Origin of the sequence: Streptomyces sp. NPDC050418 (assembly GCF_044458745.1) — a bacterium.
GTDB lineage: Bacteria > Actinomycetota > Actinomycetes > Streptomycetales > Streptomycetaceae > Streptomyces.
Map to the genome: position 1 here is coordinate 54,815 of NZ_JBITIG010000017.1, position 17,546 is coordinate 72,360.

Below are 17,546 nucleotides of genomic sequence, written 5' to 3' on the forward strand. Positions count from 1 at the left end.
ATCTCCGGGATCAGTCCCCCGGGATCACCGCCACCGGTCCGTGCGCGTGCTGCAGGACCGCGTTCGTCACCGAGCCCATGACGAGGGCCTCGGGGCGCAGCCGCCGGCGGTGGCGGCCGACCACCGTGAGAGCGGCCGCGCGCGACGCGGTGACGAGCCGTCCGGCCGGGTCGCCCGCGGTGGCGATCTGCGTGACCGGGACCGACGGGTGGCGGGTGCGGAACGGGGCGAGGCGGAGCGACTGGGCCTCTTCGAGCGTGCGGGAAGCGTCGGTGTCGGAGGTATCGACGAACTCACCGACAACGAGCAGCGAGGTCAGGGGCACCACATAGGTGGACACGACCTCCAGGCCGGCGCCCAGGCGCTCCGCCTCCGCGAAGGCGAACCCGATCGCCGCGTCGGAGGTCTCGTCGGGCGCGAGCCCCAGGACCACCCGCCCGGACGCGGAGGCCGGTGACGGGTCCGCCGCCCGGTCGGCGTGCGGCACGATCACGACGGGGCAGGGTGCCTGCATCGCCAGCTTGCGCCCGGTGGAGCCGAGCAACAGGGCGGCGAATCCGCCGAGTCCACGGGATCCGACCACCAACAACTGCGCCTTGGCGGCCAGTTCGGCGAGGGCGGTGGAGGGTGCACCGGACTCCAGGGCCGAGTACGTGACGGGCACCGCCGGATCCGTACGGGCCGAAAGACAGCTCTCGACCCGTTCACGGACCGGATCGCCGTCCTGCTCCACAGGGAGCGGCGGCAGGGCGGCGAGTGCCGGCGCGGTGGGGGTGGGGCCGACGGAGCGTACATGCACGGCGAGCACCTCGGTGCCCCGTCTGCCCGCCGCCCGCAGCGCCCACTCCAGGGCGGCGAGGCTGTGCTCCGAACCGTCGACTGCTGCGATCACTGGTGCGTGCGTGCTCATACCTCAAGGGTCCTGCGCGGAGGGCGGTGACGGGAGGGACGAAAGTCCCTGGTCACCGCCCACCCGCACACGCACCTCACCGCGCAGCCGCCCGCACCTGACCGCACAGCCGCCCGCGCCCCGGCGGCTGCCCGCCCGCGCGCCGCTCAGCCGGGGATCTGCTCGATCCGGGACCCGTCCACGAGGCACTCCGGCAGCTGCGGCAGCCCCACGTCCACCGGGAAGCCCCAGCTGTGCGCCAGCGCCGCCATCGCCAGGGGCCCGAGGGCCACCTGCGCGCGCGGGGCGGGCGAGTCGCCCCAGTAGCGCACGTGCTCCTTGAGCGCGTCGGCCAGGGTCACCGCGAACTTCTCGTGGTCGCGGGCGATCAGCCGATGGAAGAGCGCGATGGGCTGGTACTCGACGGCGTTGACCAGCTCGGCCGGTGCACGGGTCACCGCATCGCCGTGGGAGGTCTCGATGGCGGCGCCGAGCTTCGCCACCACGTCGTCCATCGGACCGTCCGGCGCGAAGTACGTCTGCAGCGTGTCGATCCAGTGCAGCAGGTACGGGTCGGCCTTGGTGTCCTGGCGGAGCACGTCGAGCGGGACCTGGCGAAGACGCTCGACGCGGGCCTGCTCACGGCAGATGAGGGCCAGGTAGAAGGCGTCGAGCCAGGCCCGCGCGTCGGCCGGCGGGTCGGCGGGGAAGGCGGGCAGCGGGCGTTCGAGCTCCTCGCCGAGCGCGCAGGTCTGCGGGCCCGCGCCGGCGAACAGCGCGGAGCCGAGCTGGACGGAGGTCGCCCAGGCGTCCCAGGTGTCCAGGAGCGAGGCGTCCTGGTCGGCCGCGCAGTGGACGAGCGCGAGGTCGAGGAGGCGGGGGAATGCCTCACGCACCTTGGCGGGATCCTGGGGCAGGGCGGCCAGCAACTCGCTTGCGGACGCGGTGAGCCGGGAGGTCTCGACGGCCTGTGCGGCACGGTTCGGGACACGGCCCTCGTCGTCGAGCCCGACGAGCGTGCGCAGCCGGGTGAGAAGCTCCGCGGGCGGCTGGATCGAGAAGGACTTCGTCTCCTCGTCGATCACGGTCAGCGAGGTGATCCGGCCCTTGTGCCACCAGTAGACGCGCGGCGACAGCGAGCCCGGCCCGTCCTCGTACGCCCCGAGTCCGTACATCGCGAGATCGTTGACCGCCGAGGCCACCGAACCGTCGACGATGGGGTGGTAGGCGAGCAGATGGCGGGTGGGTACGACGAACAGGGCGCCCGCGTCGGGCAGTTGCTCGCCGGTGAGCTGCCGGTGCAGCTGGGCGAGGTACAGCGCGCGGCTGGCGACGAACGGCGAATCCCCGTACACGGACTGCAGCGTCGCGTGCCCTTCGAGGGCGATCTCCTCGTGCTCGACGGGCACCCGCATCAGGTTGCCGTACGCTGCCTCGCCGAGCGCGTCCTTGTCGCCGACGCGTGCCACGTCGGGGTCCGTGAGGATCCGTACGCTGGTGGGCTGGTCGAGTGCATATGCGAAGACGAGGCCCTCGGCCACCAGGCTCGCGTAGCCCATCGCCTGGATCGTGCGCGCGTCGAGGGAGTCGTGCGGCAGCAGCCGCGGGTGCACGGCGTCGAGGATTTCCTCGCGGCTCTCGCCGCCCGTGCCCGCCGAGCGCAGGCTCGCGAAATGCTGCTCCACCAGGCCCGGCCACTGGTCCTCGGGGGTGCGCAGGCAGCGCTGCGCGAGGCTGCGCAGTCCGTACCGCCCCTGCTGCATGTGAGGCGCGGCGAGTTCGCGCAGGCGCGCGGCCTGCGCGGGGGTGAGCAGGGAGAGTTCGCTGTCGGGCATGCCGCCGCTCGCATCCTGGTTCATGCGTACGACCCTAAGGTGCATGGCAGTTGCGAAGTCCGGTGGGGCCGTCCGCGCCGAAAAGGGGCGAGAGGGCCCGCCGTTGGGGCGGCGAGCCCTCTCGTGGTGCTGTGGTCCGAAGTCAGGGGGTGGTCAGGCCACTCAGGGGGTGGTCAGGCCACCGAGCCGATCCGTCCGGCCGGCACCGAGGCCGGGTCGTGGTGGATCGGTGTGTGGGCGCCGGTGAGCGAGACGCCGCTGCCGCCGCGCCGGTTGGCGACGATCTCGGCGGCGATCGACAGAGCGGTCTCCTCGGGCGTACGGGCGCCCAGGTCGAGCCCGATCGGCGAGCGCAGGCGGGCCAGTTCGAGCTCGGTGACGCCGACCTCGCGCAGCCGCTTGTTGCGGTCCTCGTGGGTGCGGCGGGAGCCCATCGCGCCTATGTAGGCGACGGGAAGCTTGAGTGCGTGCTGCAGCAGCGGCACGTCGAACTTGGCGTCGTGGGTGAGCACGGCCAGGACCGTACGGCCGTCGACCTCGGTGCGCTCCAGGTACTTGTGCGGCCACTCGACGACGATGTCGTCCGCCTCGGGGAAGCGGGTCCGCGTCGCGAAGATCGGGCGGGCATCGCAGACCGTCACGTGGTAGCCGAGGAACTTGCCCATCCGCACCAGGGCGGACGCGAAGTCGATCGCGCCGAAGACGATCATGCGCGGGGCCGGCACGGAGGACTCGACGAGGAGCGTGAGCGGCTGTCCGCAGTGGGAGCCGTCCTCGCCGATGGTGACGGTGCCGGTGCGGCCGCCGTCGAGCATCGCGGCGGCGGAGGCCGCGGCGGTGCGGTCGAGTTCCGGGTGGCCGCCGAGGCCGCCCTCGTACGAGCCGTCGGGACGGACGAGCAGGGCGCGGCCCATGACCTCGGCCGGGCCGTCGGTGATCCGCGCGACCGCGGCCGCCTCCCCCGAGGCGGCCGCAGCCAGCGCAGCGGCGAACACTCCCCGTCCCGGAGCGTCCGCACGTACCGGGGTGACGAGGATGTCGATGATCCCGCCGCAGGTCAGACCCACGGCGAAGGCATCCTCGTCGCTGTATCCGAAACGTTCGAGCACGGTCTCGCCGTCCTCGAGCGCCTGCTGACACAGGTCGTACACCGCTCCCTCCACACACCCGCCGGAGACCGAACCGATGGCCGTGCCCTCGCTGTCGACGGCGAGCGCGGCACCCGGTTGCCGGGGCCCGCTGCCGCTGACCGCCACGACGGTGGCGATCGCGAAGTCGCGTCCCTGCTCGACCCACCGGTTCAACTCGTCGGCGATGTCCAGCATTTCGGTCTCCTTTGACTGACGGATGCGGGTGTGTGGAGAGGCACCCTGGCGGTCGCTAGTGCGAGCCGCCGAAGGCGAAGTAGAAGATGAAGACCGCGGAGAGGATCCACATCAGCGGGGAGGGGTCGCGCCACTTGCCCTGCGCGGCCTTGATGGCGACGTAGGCGATGACACCCGCGCCGACACCGGTGGTGATGGTGTAGGTGAAGGGCATCAGGACCACGGTGAGGAAGACCGGGACGGCGACGGAGTAGTCGCTCCAGTCCACGTGGCGGGCGTTCTGCAGCATCATCGCGCCGATCACGACGAGGGCTGCGGCGGCCACCTGTCCGGGCACCAGCTGGGTGAGCGGGGTGAAGAACAGGCAGGCTGCGAAGAGCAGTCCGGTGACCGAGGCGGAGAGGCCCGTACGGGCACCTTCACCGACGCCGGTCGCGGACTCGATGAACACGGTCTGGCCGGAGGAACCGGACACACCGCCGATGGCGCCGCCGGCACCGTCGATGAACAGGGCCTTGTTGAGGCCCGGCATCTTGCCCTTGCTGTCGGCCAGCTTGGCCTCGGAGCCCACCGCGATGATGGTGGCCATCGCGTCGAAGAAGCCGGCGAGGACCAGGGTGAAGACGATCATGCCGACGGTGACGTAACCGAGGTCCGCCCAGCCGCCGAACTCCACGTCGCCGAAGAGACTGAAGTCGGGCATCGAGGTGATCGAGCCGTGCAGTTCGGGTGCGGCGCCGTTCCAGGCCTTCTCCGAGATCCAGCCGAAGGAGGTGGCGGCGACGGACGCGATGGTGCCGATGACGATGCCGATCAGGATCGCACCGGGCACCTTGCGGGCCTGCAGCATGAAGATCAGTACGAGCGTGATGCAGAACAGCAGGGTGGGCGCACCGGCGAGTTCGCCGGCCTTGCCCAGGGTGACCGGGGCGGCGGGGTTGCCGATCCCGACGAAGCCGGCCTTGACGAAGCCGATCATCGCGATGAAGAGACCGATACCCATGGTGATCGCGTGCTTGAGCGGCAACGGGATCGCGTTCATGATCACTTCACGGACACCGGTGACCACGAGAAGCATGATCACGACGCCGTAGATCACACACATGCCCATGGCCTGCGGCCAGGTCATGTCCGGAACCACCTGGGTGGCCATCACACCGGAGACGCTCAGACCCGCGGCGAGCGCGAGCGGAACCTTTCCGATGAAGCCCATGGCCAGGGTGGTGACCGCGGCCGCGAGGGCCGTGGCGGTGATGAGGGCCGGCTGGCTGAGCTTGTTGCCGTCCACATCGGGCCCGCCGAGGATCAGCGGGTTGAGCAGGAGGATGTACGCCATCGCCATGAAGGTGGTGATGCCGCCACGGACTTCCCGGCCGACCGTGGAACCACGGAGGGATATGGAGAAGTACTTGTCGAGCCATGAGCCACCGGATGGTGGCGTGTTGCCGCTGCCCGAGTCATCGGGTTCGGAGACCTTCGGCTCTGTGTACTGCTGGGTCATGGTGCCTACTCCCAAGGTTCATAGGGGCACCCGCATGCGTGCTGCGAGATTTGGGATTGCTCTGGGCTGCACGACCCGGGGGACGGCCCGAGACGAACGGGGGGAGTGCTTCGAGGAGCTGCGGGCTCCTCACGGCCGGCGCGAGCGGTGCGCGGGCCGGTTGCTGCGGGCGGGGAGTACTGACTGCCACCGGAAGACTTGACCTATTACTGCCGGCGACTCCGTGGCCCGGAGCGGTGGGTGGGGCGCCCTGTTGTACGGGGCGCCCGCCCCGGTGGGCGGGGGAAGGACCGTGCGGTCCTCCCCCGGCCCGTGGTGCATCACGTACCGGTGAGGTGCTCCGGACGCACCGGCGTCTTGTTGAGCTCCAGACCCGTCGCGTTCCGGATCGCCGCGAGGACGGCCGGAGTCGAGGAGAGGGTCGGAGCCTCACCCATGCCGCGGAGGCCATAGGGGGCGTGGGGGTCCGCCAGCTCGAGGTAGTCGACCGGGATGGTCGGCGTGTCGAGGATGGTGGGGATCAGGTAGTCCGTGAAGGAGGGGTTGCGCACCTTCGCGGTCTTCGGGTCGACGACGATCTCCTCCATCACCGCGACGCCCAGGCCCTGGGTGGTGCCACCCTGGATCTGGCCGACGACGGAGAGCGGGTTGAGCGCCTTGCCGACGTCCTGGGCGGTGGCGAGCTCGATGACCTTGACGAGGCCGAGCTCGGTGTCCACCTCGACGACCGCGCGGTGCGCGGCGAACGAGTACTGGACGTGGCCGTTGCCCTGGCCGGTCCGCTTGTCGAACGCCACGGTCGGACGGTGGCGCCACTCGGCCTCGATCTCGACGGTCTCCCCTTCGAGGAGCTCGGCCAGGTCCGCGAGGACCTCGCCGCCGTCGGTCACGACCTTGCCGCCTTCGAGCAGCAGCTCGGCGGTGGCCCAGGCCGGGTGGTACGAGCCGAACTTGCGCCGGCCGATCTCCAGGACCTGCTCGCGGACGAGCTCGCAGGAGTTCTTGACGGCGCCGCCGGTGACGTACGTCTGACGGGACGCGGAGGTCGAACCGGCCGAGCCCACCTGGGTGTCGGCGGGGTGGATGGTCACCTGCTGGACGCCCAGCTCGGTGCGGGCGATCTGCGCGTGGACGGTGATACCGCCCTGGCCGACCTCCGCCATCGCGGTGTGGACCGTGGCGACGGCCTCACCGTTGATGACCTCCATGCGCACCTTGGCGGTGGAGTAGTCGTCGAAGCCCTCGGAGAAGCCGACGTTCTTGATGCCGACCGCGTAGCCGACGCCGCGGACGACGCCTTCGCCGTGCGTGGTGTTCGACAGACCGCCGGGCAGCGCACGGACGTCCGCACCCTCGCTGGACTCCCACTGGCGCTCGGGCGGCAGCGGACGGGCCTTGACGCGGCGCAGGATCTCGGCGACCGGGGCCGGAGAGTCGACCGGCTGGCCGGTCGGCATGATCGTGCCCTGCTCCATGGCGTTGAGCTGGCGGAACTCGACCCGGTCCATGCCCACCTTGTCGGCGAGCTTGTCCATCTGGGCCTCGTAGGCGAAGCAGGCCTGGACGGCGCCGAAGCCGCGCATGGCGCCACAGGGCGGGTTGTTCGTGTAGAGGGCGACGGCCTCGATGTCGACGTTGTCGATCACGTACGGACCGGCCGACAGGGAGGACGCGTTGCCCACGACCGCCGGGGAGGCCGACGCGTAGGCGCCGCCGTCCAGGACGATCTTGCACTTCATGTGCGTGAGCTTGCCGTCCTTGGTGGCGCCGTGCTCGTAGTAGAGCTTCGCCGGGTGGCGGTGCACGTGGCCGAAGAAGGACTCGAACCGGTTGTAGACGATCTTGATCGGCTTGCCGGTGCGCAGCGCCAGGAGGCAGGCGTGGATCTGCATCGAGATGTCCTCGCGGCCGCCGAAGGCACCGCCGACGCCGGAGAGCGTCATACGGACCTTCTCCTCGGGCAGGCCGAGGACCGGGGCGATCTGCTCCAGGTCGGAGTGCAGCCACTGCGTGGCGACGTAGAGCTCGACACCGCCGTCCTCGGACGGCACGGCGAGGCCGGACTCCGGGCCGAGGAAGGCCTGGTCCTGCATGCCGAAGGTGTACTCGCCCTTGACGATGAAGTCGGCCTTCTTGGCCGCCTCGTCGGCGTCGCCGCGGATGATCGGCTGGTTGTGGACGATGTTCGGGTGCGAGACCCACTTGATGTACTCGTCGTCCCGGCCCTCGTGCACGAGCACCGCGTCGGGAGCGGTCGCGGAGGCCTCGTCGGTGATGACGGGCAGCTCCTTGTACTCGATCCTGATCTTCGCGGCCGCGCGGCGGGCGGTCTCCGGGTGGTCGGCGGCCACGAGGGCGACCGGCTCACCGTGGTGACGGACCTTGCCGTGGGCGAGAACCGGCGTGTCCTGGATCTCCAGGCCGTAGTTCTTCATCTCGGCCGGCAGGTCGTCGTACGTCATGACGGCGTAGACGCCGTCCATGGCGAGGGCCTCGGACGTGTCGATCGAGACGATCTCGGCGTGCGCGACGGTCGAGCGCAGGGTCTGGCCCCACAGCATGTCCTCGTGCCACATGTCCGAGGAGTACGCGAACTCACCGGTGACCTTGAGGGTGCCGTCGGGGCGCAGCGTGGACTCGCCGATGCCGCCCTTGTTGTGCTTCTGGGTGACGTTCGTCGGCGACCCCGCCGGGGCAGTCGCAGTGGTCTTGGTGCCAGCCATGATCAGACCGCCTCTTCCTGACGGGCGGCCGCCAGGCGGACCGCGTCGAGGATCTTCTCGTAACCGGTGCAGCGGCAGAGGTTGCCGGAGAGGGCCTCGCGGATGTCGGCGTCCGACGGGGACGCGTTGCGCTCCAGGAGCTCGTCCGCGGCGACAAGGAGACCGGGGGTGCAGAAGCCGCACTGGACGGCGCCGGCGTCGATGAACGCCTTCTGGATCGGGGAGAGCTCGGTGCCCTCACCGGCCTGGCCGTCGGTGCCCTTGGCCTGCCAGCGCTGCGCCTGGTCGAGCGAGGTGCCGCAGGAGCCGGTGCCGCAGGCGCCGCCCGGGTGGGCGTCCTCGCGGTGTGCGGCGTAGTCGGCGAGACCCTCGACCGTGACGACCTCGCGGCCCTCGGCCTGACCGGCGGCGACGAGACAGGAACAGACCGGCACGCCGTCGAGACGGACGGTGCAGGAACCGCACTCGCCCTGCTCACAGGCGTTCTTGGAGCCGGGAAGACCCATGCGCTCGCGCAGCACGTACAGGAGGGACTCGCCCTCCCAGACGTCGTCGGCCGTCTGCTTGCGGCCGTTGACCGTGAAATTGACTCGCATGGTTACGCGGCTCCTTCAAGCGTGCGGCCTTCTGCGTTGCCGCGGTACGACTCCCACGTCCACATCAGCGTGCGGCGGGCCATGACACCGACCGCGTGGCGGCGGTAGTTCGCCGAGCCGCGCACGTCGTCGATCGGGTTACAGGCACCCGACGCGAGCTGCGCGAACTGCTTCGCGATGGACGGGGTGATGATCTTGCCGTTGTCCCAGAAGCCGCCCTCTTCGAGCGCGGCGTTCAGGAATTCCTCGGCCTCCTTGGCACGGACCGGGGTGGGAGCCGCCGAGCCGATGCCGGTGCGCACGATGCGCTTCTCCGGGTGCAGGGCCAGGCCGAAGGCGCACACCGCGATGACCATCGCGTTGCGCGTACCGACCTTGGAGAACTCCTGCGGCCCGGAAGCCTTGGGGATGTGGACCGACTTGATGAGCTCGTCGGCCTCGAGCGCGTTGCGCTTGACGCCCTTGTAGAACTCGTCGATCGGGATGAGGCGCACGCCGCGCGCCTGCGACTCGGCCTCGACGTGCGCGCCGGAGGCGAGCAGGGCCGGGTGGGCGTCACCGGCCGGCGAGGCGCAGCCGAGGTTGCCGCCGACGCCGCCCCGGTTGCGGATCTGCGGCGAGGCGACCGTGTGCGAGGCGCGGGCCAGGCCCGGCAGCTCGGTCTTCAGGTTCTCGATGATCTGCGTGTAGGGAACCGAGGCGCCGAGGACGACCTTCTCCTCGCCGACCTCCCACTGGACCAGCTCCGCGATGCGGTTCAGGTCGAGGAGGTACTCGGGGCGACGGTGGTCGAAGTTGATCTCGACCATGACATCGGTGCCACCCGCAATCGGCACAGCTGTGGGGTGCTCGGCCTTGGCGGCGAGCGCCTCCTCCCAGCTGGCGGGGCGAAGGAAGTCCATTAGTGGCTCTCTTCTACGTATCGGGTCGTTCTGAGGGTCTTTTCGAGCCATTCGGCTGTCAGGGCCTAAGCCCCGACCTGACTCGTTCACGTGCTGTTAACGCGGAATAGCGCAAGTACACCGCCGGGACCTTGGTCCCGGTCAGTCACCGAAACCATGAAGGAGTTCCCTGGTCGCTGCTTCCATCTTGTAGATTCGTATGAAGGGCGGGTCCCACCAACCCCATCTGTTTCCTTTGGAACCGCTTCACTCAGATCAGCGACACGAAAACAAGCCAGGACAGCGGAGAGGTACGACATGCGCCTGCGCGCCCTACTGGAGACCGACGTGCTCGGCCTGCGGCTCCTCGGCGGCGAGGACGAGCTGGACCGTACGGTCCGTGGCGTCATGACCACGGATCTGCGCGACCCCAGCCGCTATCTCTCCGGCGGCGAGCTGGTGCTCACGGGTCTGGCCTGGCGCAGCAGCGCCGCCGACTCGGAGCCGTTCGTCCGGATCCTCGCCCAGACCGGGGTCGCGGCGCTCGCGGCCGGTGAGGCGGAGCTGGGCGACATCCCCGACGACCTCGTCGAGGCCTGCGTACGCCACCGTCTGCCGCTCTTCGCGGTGAACGAGAGGGTCGCGTTCGCCACGATCACCGAGCACGTCGTACGGCAGGTCTCGGGCGAGCGCGCCGGTGATCTGGCCGCCGTGGTGGACCGCCACCGCCGCCTGATGACCTCGGGCCCGGCGGGCGGCGGCCCGGACGTGGTCCTCGACCTGCTCGGCACCGATCTTGATCTACGCGCGTGGGTCCTGTCCCCCGCGGGCCGCCCGATCGCGGGCTCCCGCTCGGTCGGCGAGCCGCTGCCCGCCGATGTGTGCGCCGCCCTGGCGGCCGAGCATCTGGCCGCCATCCGTACGGGCCGGCGCGGCCCCCACCGTGTGAATGTCCAGGGCTCGACGTACTCGCTCTTCCCGATCCATTCGAGCGGCCGTGGAGCGGCCGCCGCCTCGCGTGACGTGCGCGAGACGGTGCTCTCGGACTGGCTGCTCGCGGTCGAGGCGGACGCGGGCGACTGGCCCGAGGAGCGGCTCGACCTGCTGCAGGGCGTCACGCAGCTGATCTCCGTGGAGCGCGACCGCCGTGACGCGGCTCGCACCGTACGGCGCAGGCTGGCCCAGGAGGTCCTCGAGCTGGTGCAGACGGGCGCGGCGCCCGCCGAGATCGCGGCGCGTCTGCGCGTGGCCGCGCCGGTGCTGCTGCCCGGTCTGGGCGCGGCCCCGCACTGGCAGGTCGTCGTCGCCCGCGTCGAGTGGGACGGCGGCGAGATCGAGGGCGGCCCGGTCGCCCAGGCGCTCCTGGAGGAGATCCTCGTCGACCCGACGGCCGCCGGGCCCGAGCCCTCGGACCGGATCGCGGTCGCGCACACCGGGGACGAGGCCATCGCCCTCGTACCGCTGCCCGCCGTGGCGCCGGAGGACGGCCCGGAGCCGAGTCTGCTGGCGGACGCGCTGCTCGCGGCGGTACGGGACCCGCTGGCGGCGGGTCTGTCGGACGACGGCCGTCTGACGCTCGGCGTCTCGGCGTCCGTGCACTCCGCGGACGGCCTGCGGGGCGCCCTGGAGGAGGCCCGGCACGCCCGCCGGGTCGCCGCCGCCCGCCCCGGCCGGGTCTGCGCCGCCGGGCACCAGGAGCTGGCCTCGCACGTGCTGCTGCTCCCGTTCGTGCCGGACGACGTCCGCCGCGCGTTCACGGCCCGCCTCCTCGACCCGCTGCGGGACTACGACCGGCGCCACCGCGCGGAGCTCATCCCGACCCTCGAAGCGTTCCTCGACTGCGACGGTTCGTGGACCCGGTGCGCCTCGCGTCTGCACCTGCACGTCAACACGCTGCGCTACCGCGTCGGGCGGATCGAGCAGCTGACGGGGCGTGATCTGTCGCGCCTGGAGGACAAGTTGGACTTCTTCCTCGCGTTGCGCATGAGCTGACCGCGCGCGCCCGCCGGGGCGCGCGAGTAGCACGGGGCGGGTGTGCCGGTCGCACCCGCCCCTTGCGTCACCCAGCCCCGGACCAAGATTGTGAAATCCTTCACCCACCCTCTTGGCGCCCCACCTGATTCCGTGCTGAGATGCGGGCCACAGCTCAATGACGCGCTCCTGGGGAGGGGAATGTGGCGGACACCGCCGTGTCTGGCTCGGATTCCGTGTCAGGGTCCACACCTTCGCAAGCGAAGGCTGCCACCCCACCCCCTGAACCCGCTCTGAAGAGATCCGCGCTCCAGACCGCGGTCTGGCGGCTGCGTTCGCGTGGCTGCTGGACGGACGCGGCCGCCCTGCTCGCCCACGACCCGTCCGCCGCGACGGCGCTGCAGCGGGCGTCCCTGCTCGTCGAGCGCTGCCTGTTCACCGAACAGGGCTGGCCCGAGGCCGAGGACGCGCTGCGCACCGCGGAAGCCGTCGCGCAGGGCGACGAGGAGCGCGGCGCCGCGGCCTGCGAGCGCGGCCAACTCGCGTACGCCTCCACGGTGTTGGGTGTACGGGACCGGGCCGACGAAGCTCGCGCCGCCCTCGGCCGCGCGGCGGCCCTGCTCCACCCGAGCGCGCCCGGCCGCCCGCTCCTGGACTTCCGGCGCGGCCTGATCGCGGAGCACATCGCGGACTCCCCGCAGGCGGCCCTCGCCGCGTACCGCCGCGCGCACGCGGGTGCGGTGGCGCACGACGACCCCCTGCTGCTCTCCTTCACCTGGCGCCACCTCGCGGGCCTCGCCCTGCGCGAGGGCGAACTGGCGGAGGCCCGCCACGGCTTCACGGAATCCCTCCGCATACGAGAGGACCTCGGCTACCTCGTCGGCACGGCCCCGGCCCTGGTGGCCCTCGCGGAGGCGGAGCCGGAACCGGAGGCGGGCCGCCTCCTGGAGGAGGCCGCACGCCTGTTCCGCCTCCTCGGAGGCGTACCGACGTGGCTCGCGGGCCGCTTCAGCGGTCCCAGCCCGGCGGGTGCCCAGTAGGGCCCCGCGGAGCCCCCACCCGCGACCGATCACCCACCGTCCGGCAAGATCCACCCATGCACACCCACCTCACCACGCACTTCGGCCTGACCGACCGCACCGCCCTCGTCACCGGCGGCAGCAGCGGTATCGGCAAGGCGATCGCCACGGCCCTGGCCCGCGCCGGCGCGCGGGTCGTCGTCATGGCCCGCACCGCGGGGCCCCTGAACGACACGGTGGCCGAGCTCCGCAAGGAGGGCCTGGAGGCCACCGCCGTGAGCGCCGACATGGCCGACCGCGACGCCATCGCCGCGGCCGCCGAGGAGGCCGTACGCCCCTACGGCGAGCCGGACATCCTGGTCACGTCGGCCGGCATCAACCTCCGTCCCCCGATGGACGATCTGACGACCGCCGACTGGGACACGACGATGGCCGTGAACCTCGACGCGCCCTTCCTGCTCGGCCGGCGCTTCGGCCCGGGGATGGCCGAACGCGGCTGGGGCCGCATCATCCACCTCGCCTCGCAGCAGTCCCTGCGCGCCTTCGGCAACAGCGGCGCGTACGGCGTCTCAAAGGCGGCCGTCTGCGCCCTCACGCGCTCACAGGCGGAGGCCTGGTCACGGCACGGCGTCTGCGTCAACGCGCTGGGCCCGGGCTTCGTCGAAACCCCGCTCACCGAGGCCGTGTTCAGCGATCCGGCCCGTGTGGAGGCGATGGCGAACCGCACGATGATGGGCCGCAACGGCACCCCGGAGGATTTCGCGGGCCCGGCGTTGTTCCTGGCGAGCGACGCGTCGCGCTACATGACGGGTCAGACGCTGTACGTCGATGGGGGTTTCTCGGCGACCTGACGCCTTGTGTGGTGCGGCAACTCGCCGCCAGAGTACGGAACGTTCCCGGCTGCCGGCCGGTGGCCCTGCCGCGCGCAGTTCCCCGCGCCCCTGGGTGGCGGCTTCGCCGCACCCCCTACTGCGCCCCGTTGAAGTGCTCCCGCACCAACGACGACACCACCGTCAGATCCTGCGCCACCAACGCGTCCAGGAGCGCGGTGTGTTCGGCCGCGTCCGCGATCAGGTCGGCGCGGCCGACGTGGACCGGGCCGGTGGCCAGCGGCCACTGGGAGCGGCGGTGGAGGTCGTCGGCGACCATCACCAGTTGCCGGTTGCCCGAGAGGGAGAGGATCGCGCCATGGAAGGCGCGGTCCGCGTCCACGTACGCGGTGATGTCACCGCGCGCCGCCGCCGTCACCGTGGCCTCGGCGAGCGGCCGCAGGGCGGCCCACTGTCCGGCGGGCACGGTGCGCGCGAGGCGCAGCATCACCGGGACCTCCAACAGCGAGCGGATCTCGATCAGTTCGGCCAGCTCGCGCGCGCTGCGCTCGGCGACCCGGAAGCCCCGGTTGGGCACGACCTCGACGGCACCCTCGTGCGCGAGCTGCTGCATCGCTTCCCGTACGGGCGTAGCCGAGACCCCGAAGCGGGACGCGAGGGCGGGCGCCGAGTACACCTCGCCGGGTGCGAGTTCACCGCCGACGAGGGCCGCGCGCAGCGCTTCGAGGATCTGGCCGCGTACGGAGTGACGCTGGACCTGCCCGCGTTCGGCCGCGCGCTGCGCGGGCAGGGCGGCCGGTGCGGGCGGTTCGCTGTGGGTGTGCTCGCCACGGGTGGATCCGTCCGGCTGCGCACCCCGCGTGGATCCGTCCGGCTGCGCGGCCCGCGCCGCCTGTGCGGGCACCCGAACGGCGGCACGCGGTCGGGCCTGCTCCACTCGGATCCACCTCCCCGGCGCGCGGTGTGTACAGCGGACCCCGGCGGTCCACCCCCACGACCATAGAGCGGGCCGCCCGCAGTTCAAACATCGAATGCGTCGGGTAAGGTAAGGCTAACCTGCAAACGATCGCGATTCGGTGGTCCCCGCATGTCCCTTGACGCCGCCCTGCCAGGCGCCGTACGCGCAGCCTCTTCGGCTGTGGCTGACGCGTACGCGCGCCTGACCGAGGTGTTCCCGGGACTGGTGGTGCACGAACTCGGCGCCGGTGAGCAGGCCCCGCAGGGCAGCGGCTGGGTCGCCGCCGCCCGGCTCGCGGAAGGCGGGGCCGCTCTCGACACCTTTCTCGCCTGGGACGACGCGCAGGTCCTGCGGGACTACGGGCAGCAGGCGCGCCCGGACGTGATCGCCAGTTTCGGGCTGCACCGGTACGCGTGGCCGGCCTGCCTCCTGATCACGGTGCCGTGGTTCCTGCGCCGCCGCGTCCCGCGTGTGCCCGTGGCGAACGTCACGTTCCAGCGCACCCTCGGAAAGATGGCCGTCCGCATCGAGGAGTTCGCCTGCCTGCCGGGAGATCCACTGGCCGCTTCGCCGGGTGCACGGGTCGTGCCCGACGAGGCGGCGCTGATGGCGGAGGTACGGGCGGCGGTCGCGGAGCACCTGGGTCCGGTCCTCGAGGGCTTCGGTCCGCGGATGCGGCGCGGGCCGCGCGCCCTGTGGGGCATGGCGACCGACGAGATCGTCGAGGGCCTCTGGTACATCGCGCATCTGCTCGGCGAGGAGCGCCGTGCGATGTCCGAGCTGGAGGAGCTGCTCCCCGGCACGACGAAGCCGTACGTGGGGACGCCTGCGTTCCGCGAGCTCACCGGCCCGAACGGCGAGGCGCTGCCCACCCGGGACCGCGCCAGCTGCTGCCTCTTCTACACGCTGCGCCCGGACGACACCTGCGTCACCTGCCCTCGGACGTGCGATGCCGAGCGGATCGTCAAGCTGACCGCAAGCGGCTCTCGTTGAACCACCCGATCGGGTGGCCGTGCTCGAACTCAACTCCCCTGCCCAGTACGGCAGTTCGAGCAGAAACCACCCATCCGTAGCCCTCGTGGCCCCCTTGGCGTTCTCTTCCCCGGAAACCCTCTGCCGGCCTGTGCGTCTGCGTCAGGATGACGCCCGAAAGCCCCCCTCAGGTGACGCAAGGGACCCCAGATGAGAATGACCGACATATCGCTGGACTGGCTGCTTCCCGGCGGGGTGCTGCTGCTCGGCATGCTGGTGGCGGTCGCGGTGCTCACGCGCGGCAAGCGGGCCGGTGCGAAGGCCGCCGCGGCGGAGCAGGACTCCTGGGAGCGCAGCGAGGAGCGGCGGCGGCGCAAGGAGGCGGTCTACGGATCGGCCTCGTATCTGCTGCTCTTCTGCTGTGCCGCGGTCGCGGCCGCGCTCTCCTTCCATGGACTCGTCGGCTTCGGCCGGCAGAACCTCAACCTGTCGGGCGGCTGGGAGTACCTGGTCCCGTTCGGCCTCGACGGCGCCGCGATGTTCTGTTCGGTGCTCGCCGTGCGCGAGGCCAGCCACGGTGACGCGGCGCTCGGTTCGCGGCTGCTCGTCTGGACCTTCGCCGGTGCCGCGGCCTGGTTCAACTGGGTGCACGCACCGCGCGGTCTGGGCCACGCGGGCGCACCGCAGTTCTTCGCGGGGATGTCGCTGAGCGCCGCCGTGTTGTTCGACCGTGCGCTCAAGCAGACCCGCAGGGCGGCGCTGCGCGAGCAGGGTCTGGTGCCGCGTCCGCTGCCGCAGATCCGTATCGTCCGCTGGCTGCGCGCTCCCCGCGAGACCTTCGGCGCCTGGTCGCTGATGCTGCTCGAAGGGGTGCGCAGTCTGGACGAGGCGGTCGAGGAGGTACGGGAGGACCGCAAGGCCAAGGAGGAGAACCGTCTCCGCAAGCGCGAGCACGAGCGCCTGGAGCGGGCCCGCCTGAAGGCGCTGAGCCGGGGCCATGCGTTCAACGGCGGCCGGCGCACCGGCGGCCGCCTGGAGGTGGAGGCGGGATCCTCGGGTGCGGGCAGCGCGCCGGGCCTCGGGGAGCCTGCCTTATCGGGCACGGCGACGACCGGGTACGCCACTGCGGCCGCGGAGCAACTGCCCGTACGGACCCGGCCTTCTCTGCAGGCCGTGACCACGGACGGGCCGGTCGGACCCGTCACCGTCGACCTCACCGCGGAGGACGACACCCAGACGCTTCCTCGACTGGACTCCCTGGAGCAGAAGCTCAAGGATCTGGAGCAGCAATTCGGCTGAGCGTCACAGCAGTTGGGGGCATCCCGCGTCGTCGGCGGGGTGCCCCCACTTTCTGTCCGGCGCCGTTCACGCCGGTCCGCTGTCGAGTTCGAACCACACCACCTTCCCTGTTCCGTACGACATGACGCCCCAGGCGTCCGCCAGGGACTGGACGAGCAGGAGGCCCCTGCCGCCGGTGCGCGTACCGTCGTCGGCGTGCGGTACCCGCGCCTTGGGCCTGCGGCCCGTGTAGTCCCTCACTTCGACCCGGAGCCTCTCCGGAGCCACGGTCGCGGTCAGGACCGCGTCCTGGTCCGTGTGCACCAGTGCGTTCGTGACGATCTCGCTGGTCAGGAGCTCCGCCACATCCGAGCGTCCGGAGCTGCCCCAGTGCGCGAGCAACTCCCTCAGCGCGCGCCGCACTTGGGGCACCGCGCGTAGATCGGACCGCCCGAGCCGCCATTTGAGCGAGGCGTTGTCCCCCTGTTCCCTGACGTCGTCGGCCGACCGCTGCCTTGCCTGCCTTGTCATGACCCCGCCCCGTGCGCCGATGACTGCTCCCCTTCTGCATGTTCGGTCGTACGTGCTCACGTGCTCTGCGGAGACCCCGGCGAACCGCCCGGAGCATCTCCTCGAACAGGTACACGGAATGCATTCCCGCCCACCCCGGACAGCACGCATGTCGATTCCTCAACCAATCCCGGGGGCGCGGCGTATCGAGGGCGCCGGACGGGAAGCGGGGAACATCAGGAGCAGTGCGGGAGAGCC

General features: G+C 71.4%; 14 protein-coding genes. 5 read left to right on the forward strand and 9 right to left on the reverse strand.

All coding sequences use genetic code 11. From position 1 onward, the window contains the following. Positions 1-10: 10 nt before the first annotated feature. The 7 genes from ACIBI4_RS32690 to ACIBI4_RS32720 all read right to left on the reverse strand — a co-directional run bounded on the left by ACIBI4_RS32690 (position 11) and on the right by ACIBI4_RS32720 (position 9,771). Entirely contained in the window at positions 11-910 is a 900-nt protein-coding gene (locus ACIBI4_RS32690; RefSeq protein WP_399207826.1) for a universal stress protein, read from the reverse strand. 146 nt (positions 911-1,056) lie between these two features. After that, positions 1,057-2,748 (reverse strand): immunity 49 family protein, encoded by a 1,692-nt coding sequence (locus tag ACIBI4_RS32695; RefSeq protein WP_399207827.1) that lies wholly within the window; start codon positions 2,746-2,748, stop codon positions 1,057-1,059. A gap of 149 nt (positions 2,749-2,897) precedes the next feature. Continuing rightward, positions 2,898-4,049, reverse strand: a complete 1,152-nt coding sequence (locus ACIBI4_RS32700; protein WP_399207828.1) for an XdhC family protein — start codon at positions 4,047-4,049, stop codon at positions 2,898-2,900. 55 nt (positions 4,050-4,104) lie between these two features. Continuing rightward, entirely contained in the window at positions 4,105-5,550 is a 1,446-nt protein-coding gene (locus ACIBI4_RS32705; protein ID WP_399207829.1) for an NCS2 family permease, read from the reverse strand. A 320-nt stretch (positions 5,551-5,870) separates the two neighbouring features. Further along, the gene (pucD, locus tag ACIBI4_RS32710; protein WP_399207830.1) at positions 5,871-8,273 is read right to left on the reverse strand and encodes a xanthine dehydrogenase subunit D; all 2,403 of its coding nucleotides are present in this window, start codon (positions 8,271-8,273) and stop codon (positions 5,871-5,873) included. A gap of 2 nt (positions 8,274-8,275) precedes the next feature. Next, positions 8,276-8,869: a (2Fe-2S)-binding protein gene (locus ACIBI4_RS32715; protein WP_399207831.1), complete on the reverse strand. Its 594-nt coding sequence runs from the start codon at positions 8,867-8,869 to the stop codon at positions 8,276-8,278. A gap of 2 nt (positions 8,870-8,871) precedes the next feature. Further along, positions 8,872-9,771: an FAD binding domain-containing protein gene (locus tag ACIBI4_RS32720; RefSeq protein WP_399207832.1), complete on the reverse strand. Its 900-nt coding sequence runs from the start codon at positions 9,769-9,771 to the stop codon at positions 8,872-8,874. Positions 9,772-10,068: 297 nt separating this feature from the next. On the opposite strand from ACIBI4_RS32720, the gene ACIBI4_RS32725 reads away from it, so the two are divergent. From ACIBI4_RS32725 to ACIBI4_RS32735, 3 genes are all read left to right on the forward strand, one after another. Next, on the forward strand, positions 10,069-11,742 hold the full coding sequence (locus tag ACIBI4_RS32725; protein WP_399207833.1) for a PucR family transcriptional regulator: 1,674 nt from the start codon (positions 10,069-10,071) through the stop codon (positions 11,740-11,742). A 272-nt stretch (positions 11,743-12,014) separates the two neighbouring features. Then, positions 12,015-12,761, forward strand: a complete 747-nt coding sequence (locus ACIBI4_RS32730; RefSeq protein ID WP_399207959.1) for a hypothetical protein — start codon at positions 12,015-12,017, stop codon at positions 12,759-12,761. 56 nt (positions 12,762-12,817) lie between these two features. Next, a complete protein-coding gene (locus ACIBI4_RS32735) occupies positions 12,818-13,591 on the forward strand; it encodes an SDR family NAD(P)-dependent oxidoreductase (protein WP_399207834.1) in 774 nt (257 codons plus the stop codon). 115 nt (positions 13,592-13,706) lie between these two features. Here the strand turns inward: ACIBI4_RS32735 and ACIBI4_RS32740 are convergent, their stop codons facing one another. After that, positions 13,707-14,507, reverse strand: a complete 801-nt coding sequence (locus ACIBI4_RS32740) for a GntR family transcriptional regulator (protein WP_399207835.1) — start codon at positions 14,505-14,507, stop codon at positions 13,707-13,709. 150 nt (positions 14,508-14,657) lie between these two features. Here ACIBI4_RS32740 and ACIBI4_RS32745 point away from each other — a divergent pair, with 150 nt between their 5' ends. Further along, positions 14,658-15,521, forward strand: coding sequence for a (2Fe-2S)-binding protein (locus tag ACIBI4_RS32745; protein WP_399207836.1), 864 nt, complete (start codon positions 14,658-14,660; stop codon positions 15,519-15,521). Positions 15,522-15,710: 189 nt separating this feature from the next. Further along, positions 15,711-16,799, forward strand: coding sequence for a DUF2637 domain-containing protein (locus ACIBI4_RS32750; protein ID WP_399207837.1), 1,089 nt, complete (start codon positions 15,711-15,713; stop codon positions 16,797-16,799). A gap of 66 nt (positions 16,800-16,865) precedes the next feature. Here ACIBI4_RS32750 and ACIBI4_RS32755 read toward each other — a convergent pair whose 3' ends face one another. Then, positions 16,866-17,309, reverse strand: coding sequence for an ATP-binding protein (locus tag ACIBI4_RS32755; protein WP_399207838.1), 444 nt, complete (start codon positions 17,307-17,309; stop codon positions 16,866-16,868). Positions 17,310-17,546 lie beyond the last annotated feature (237 nt).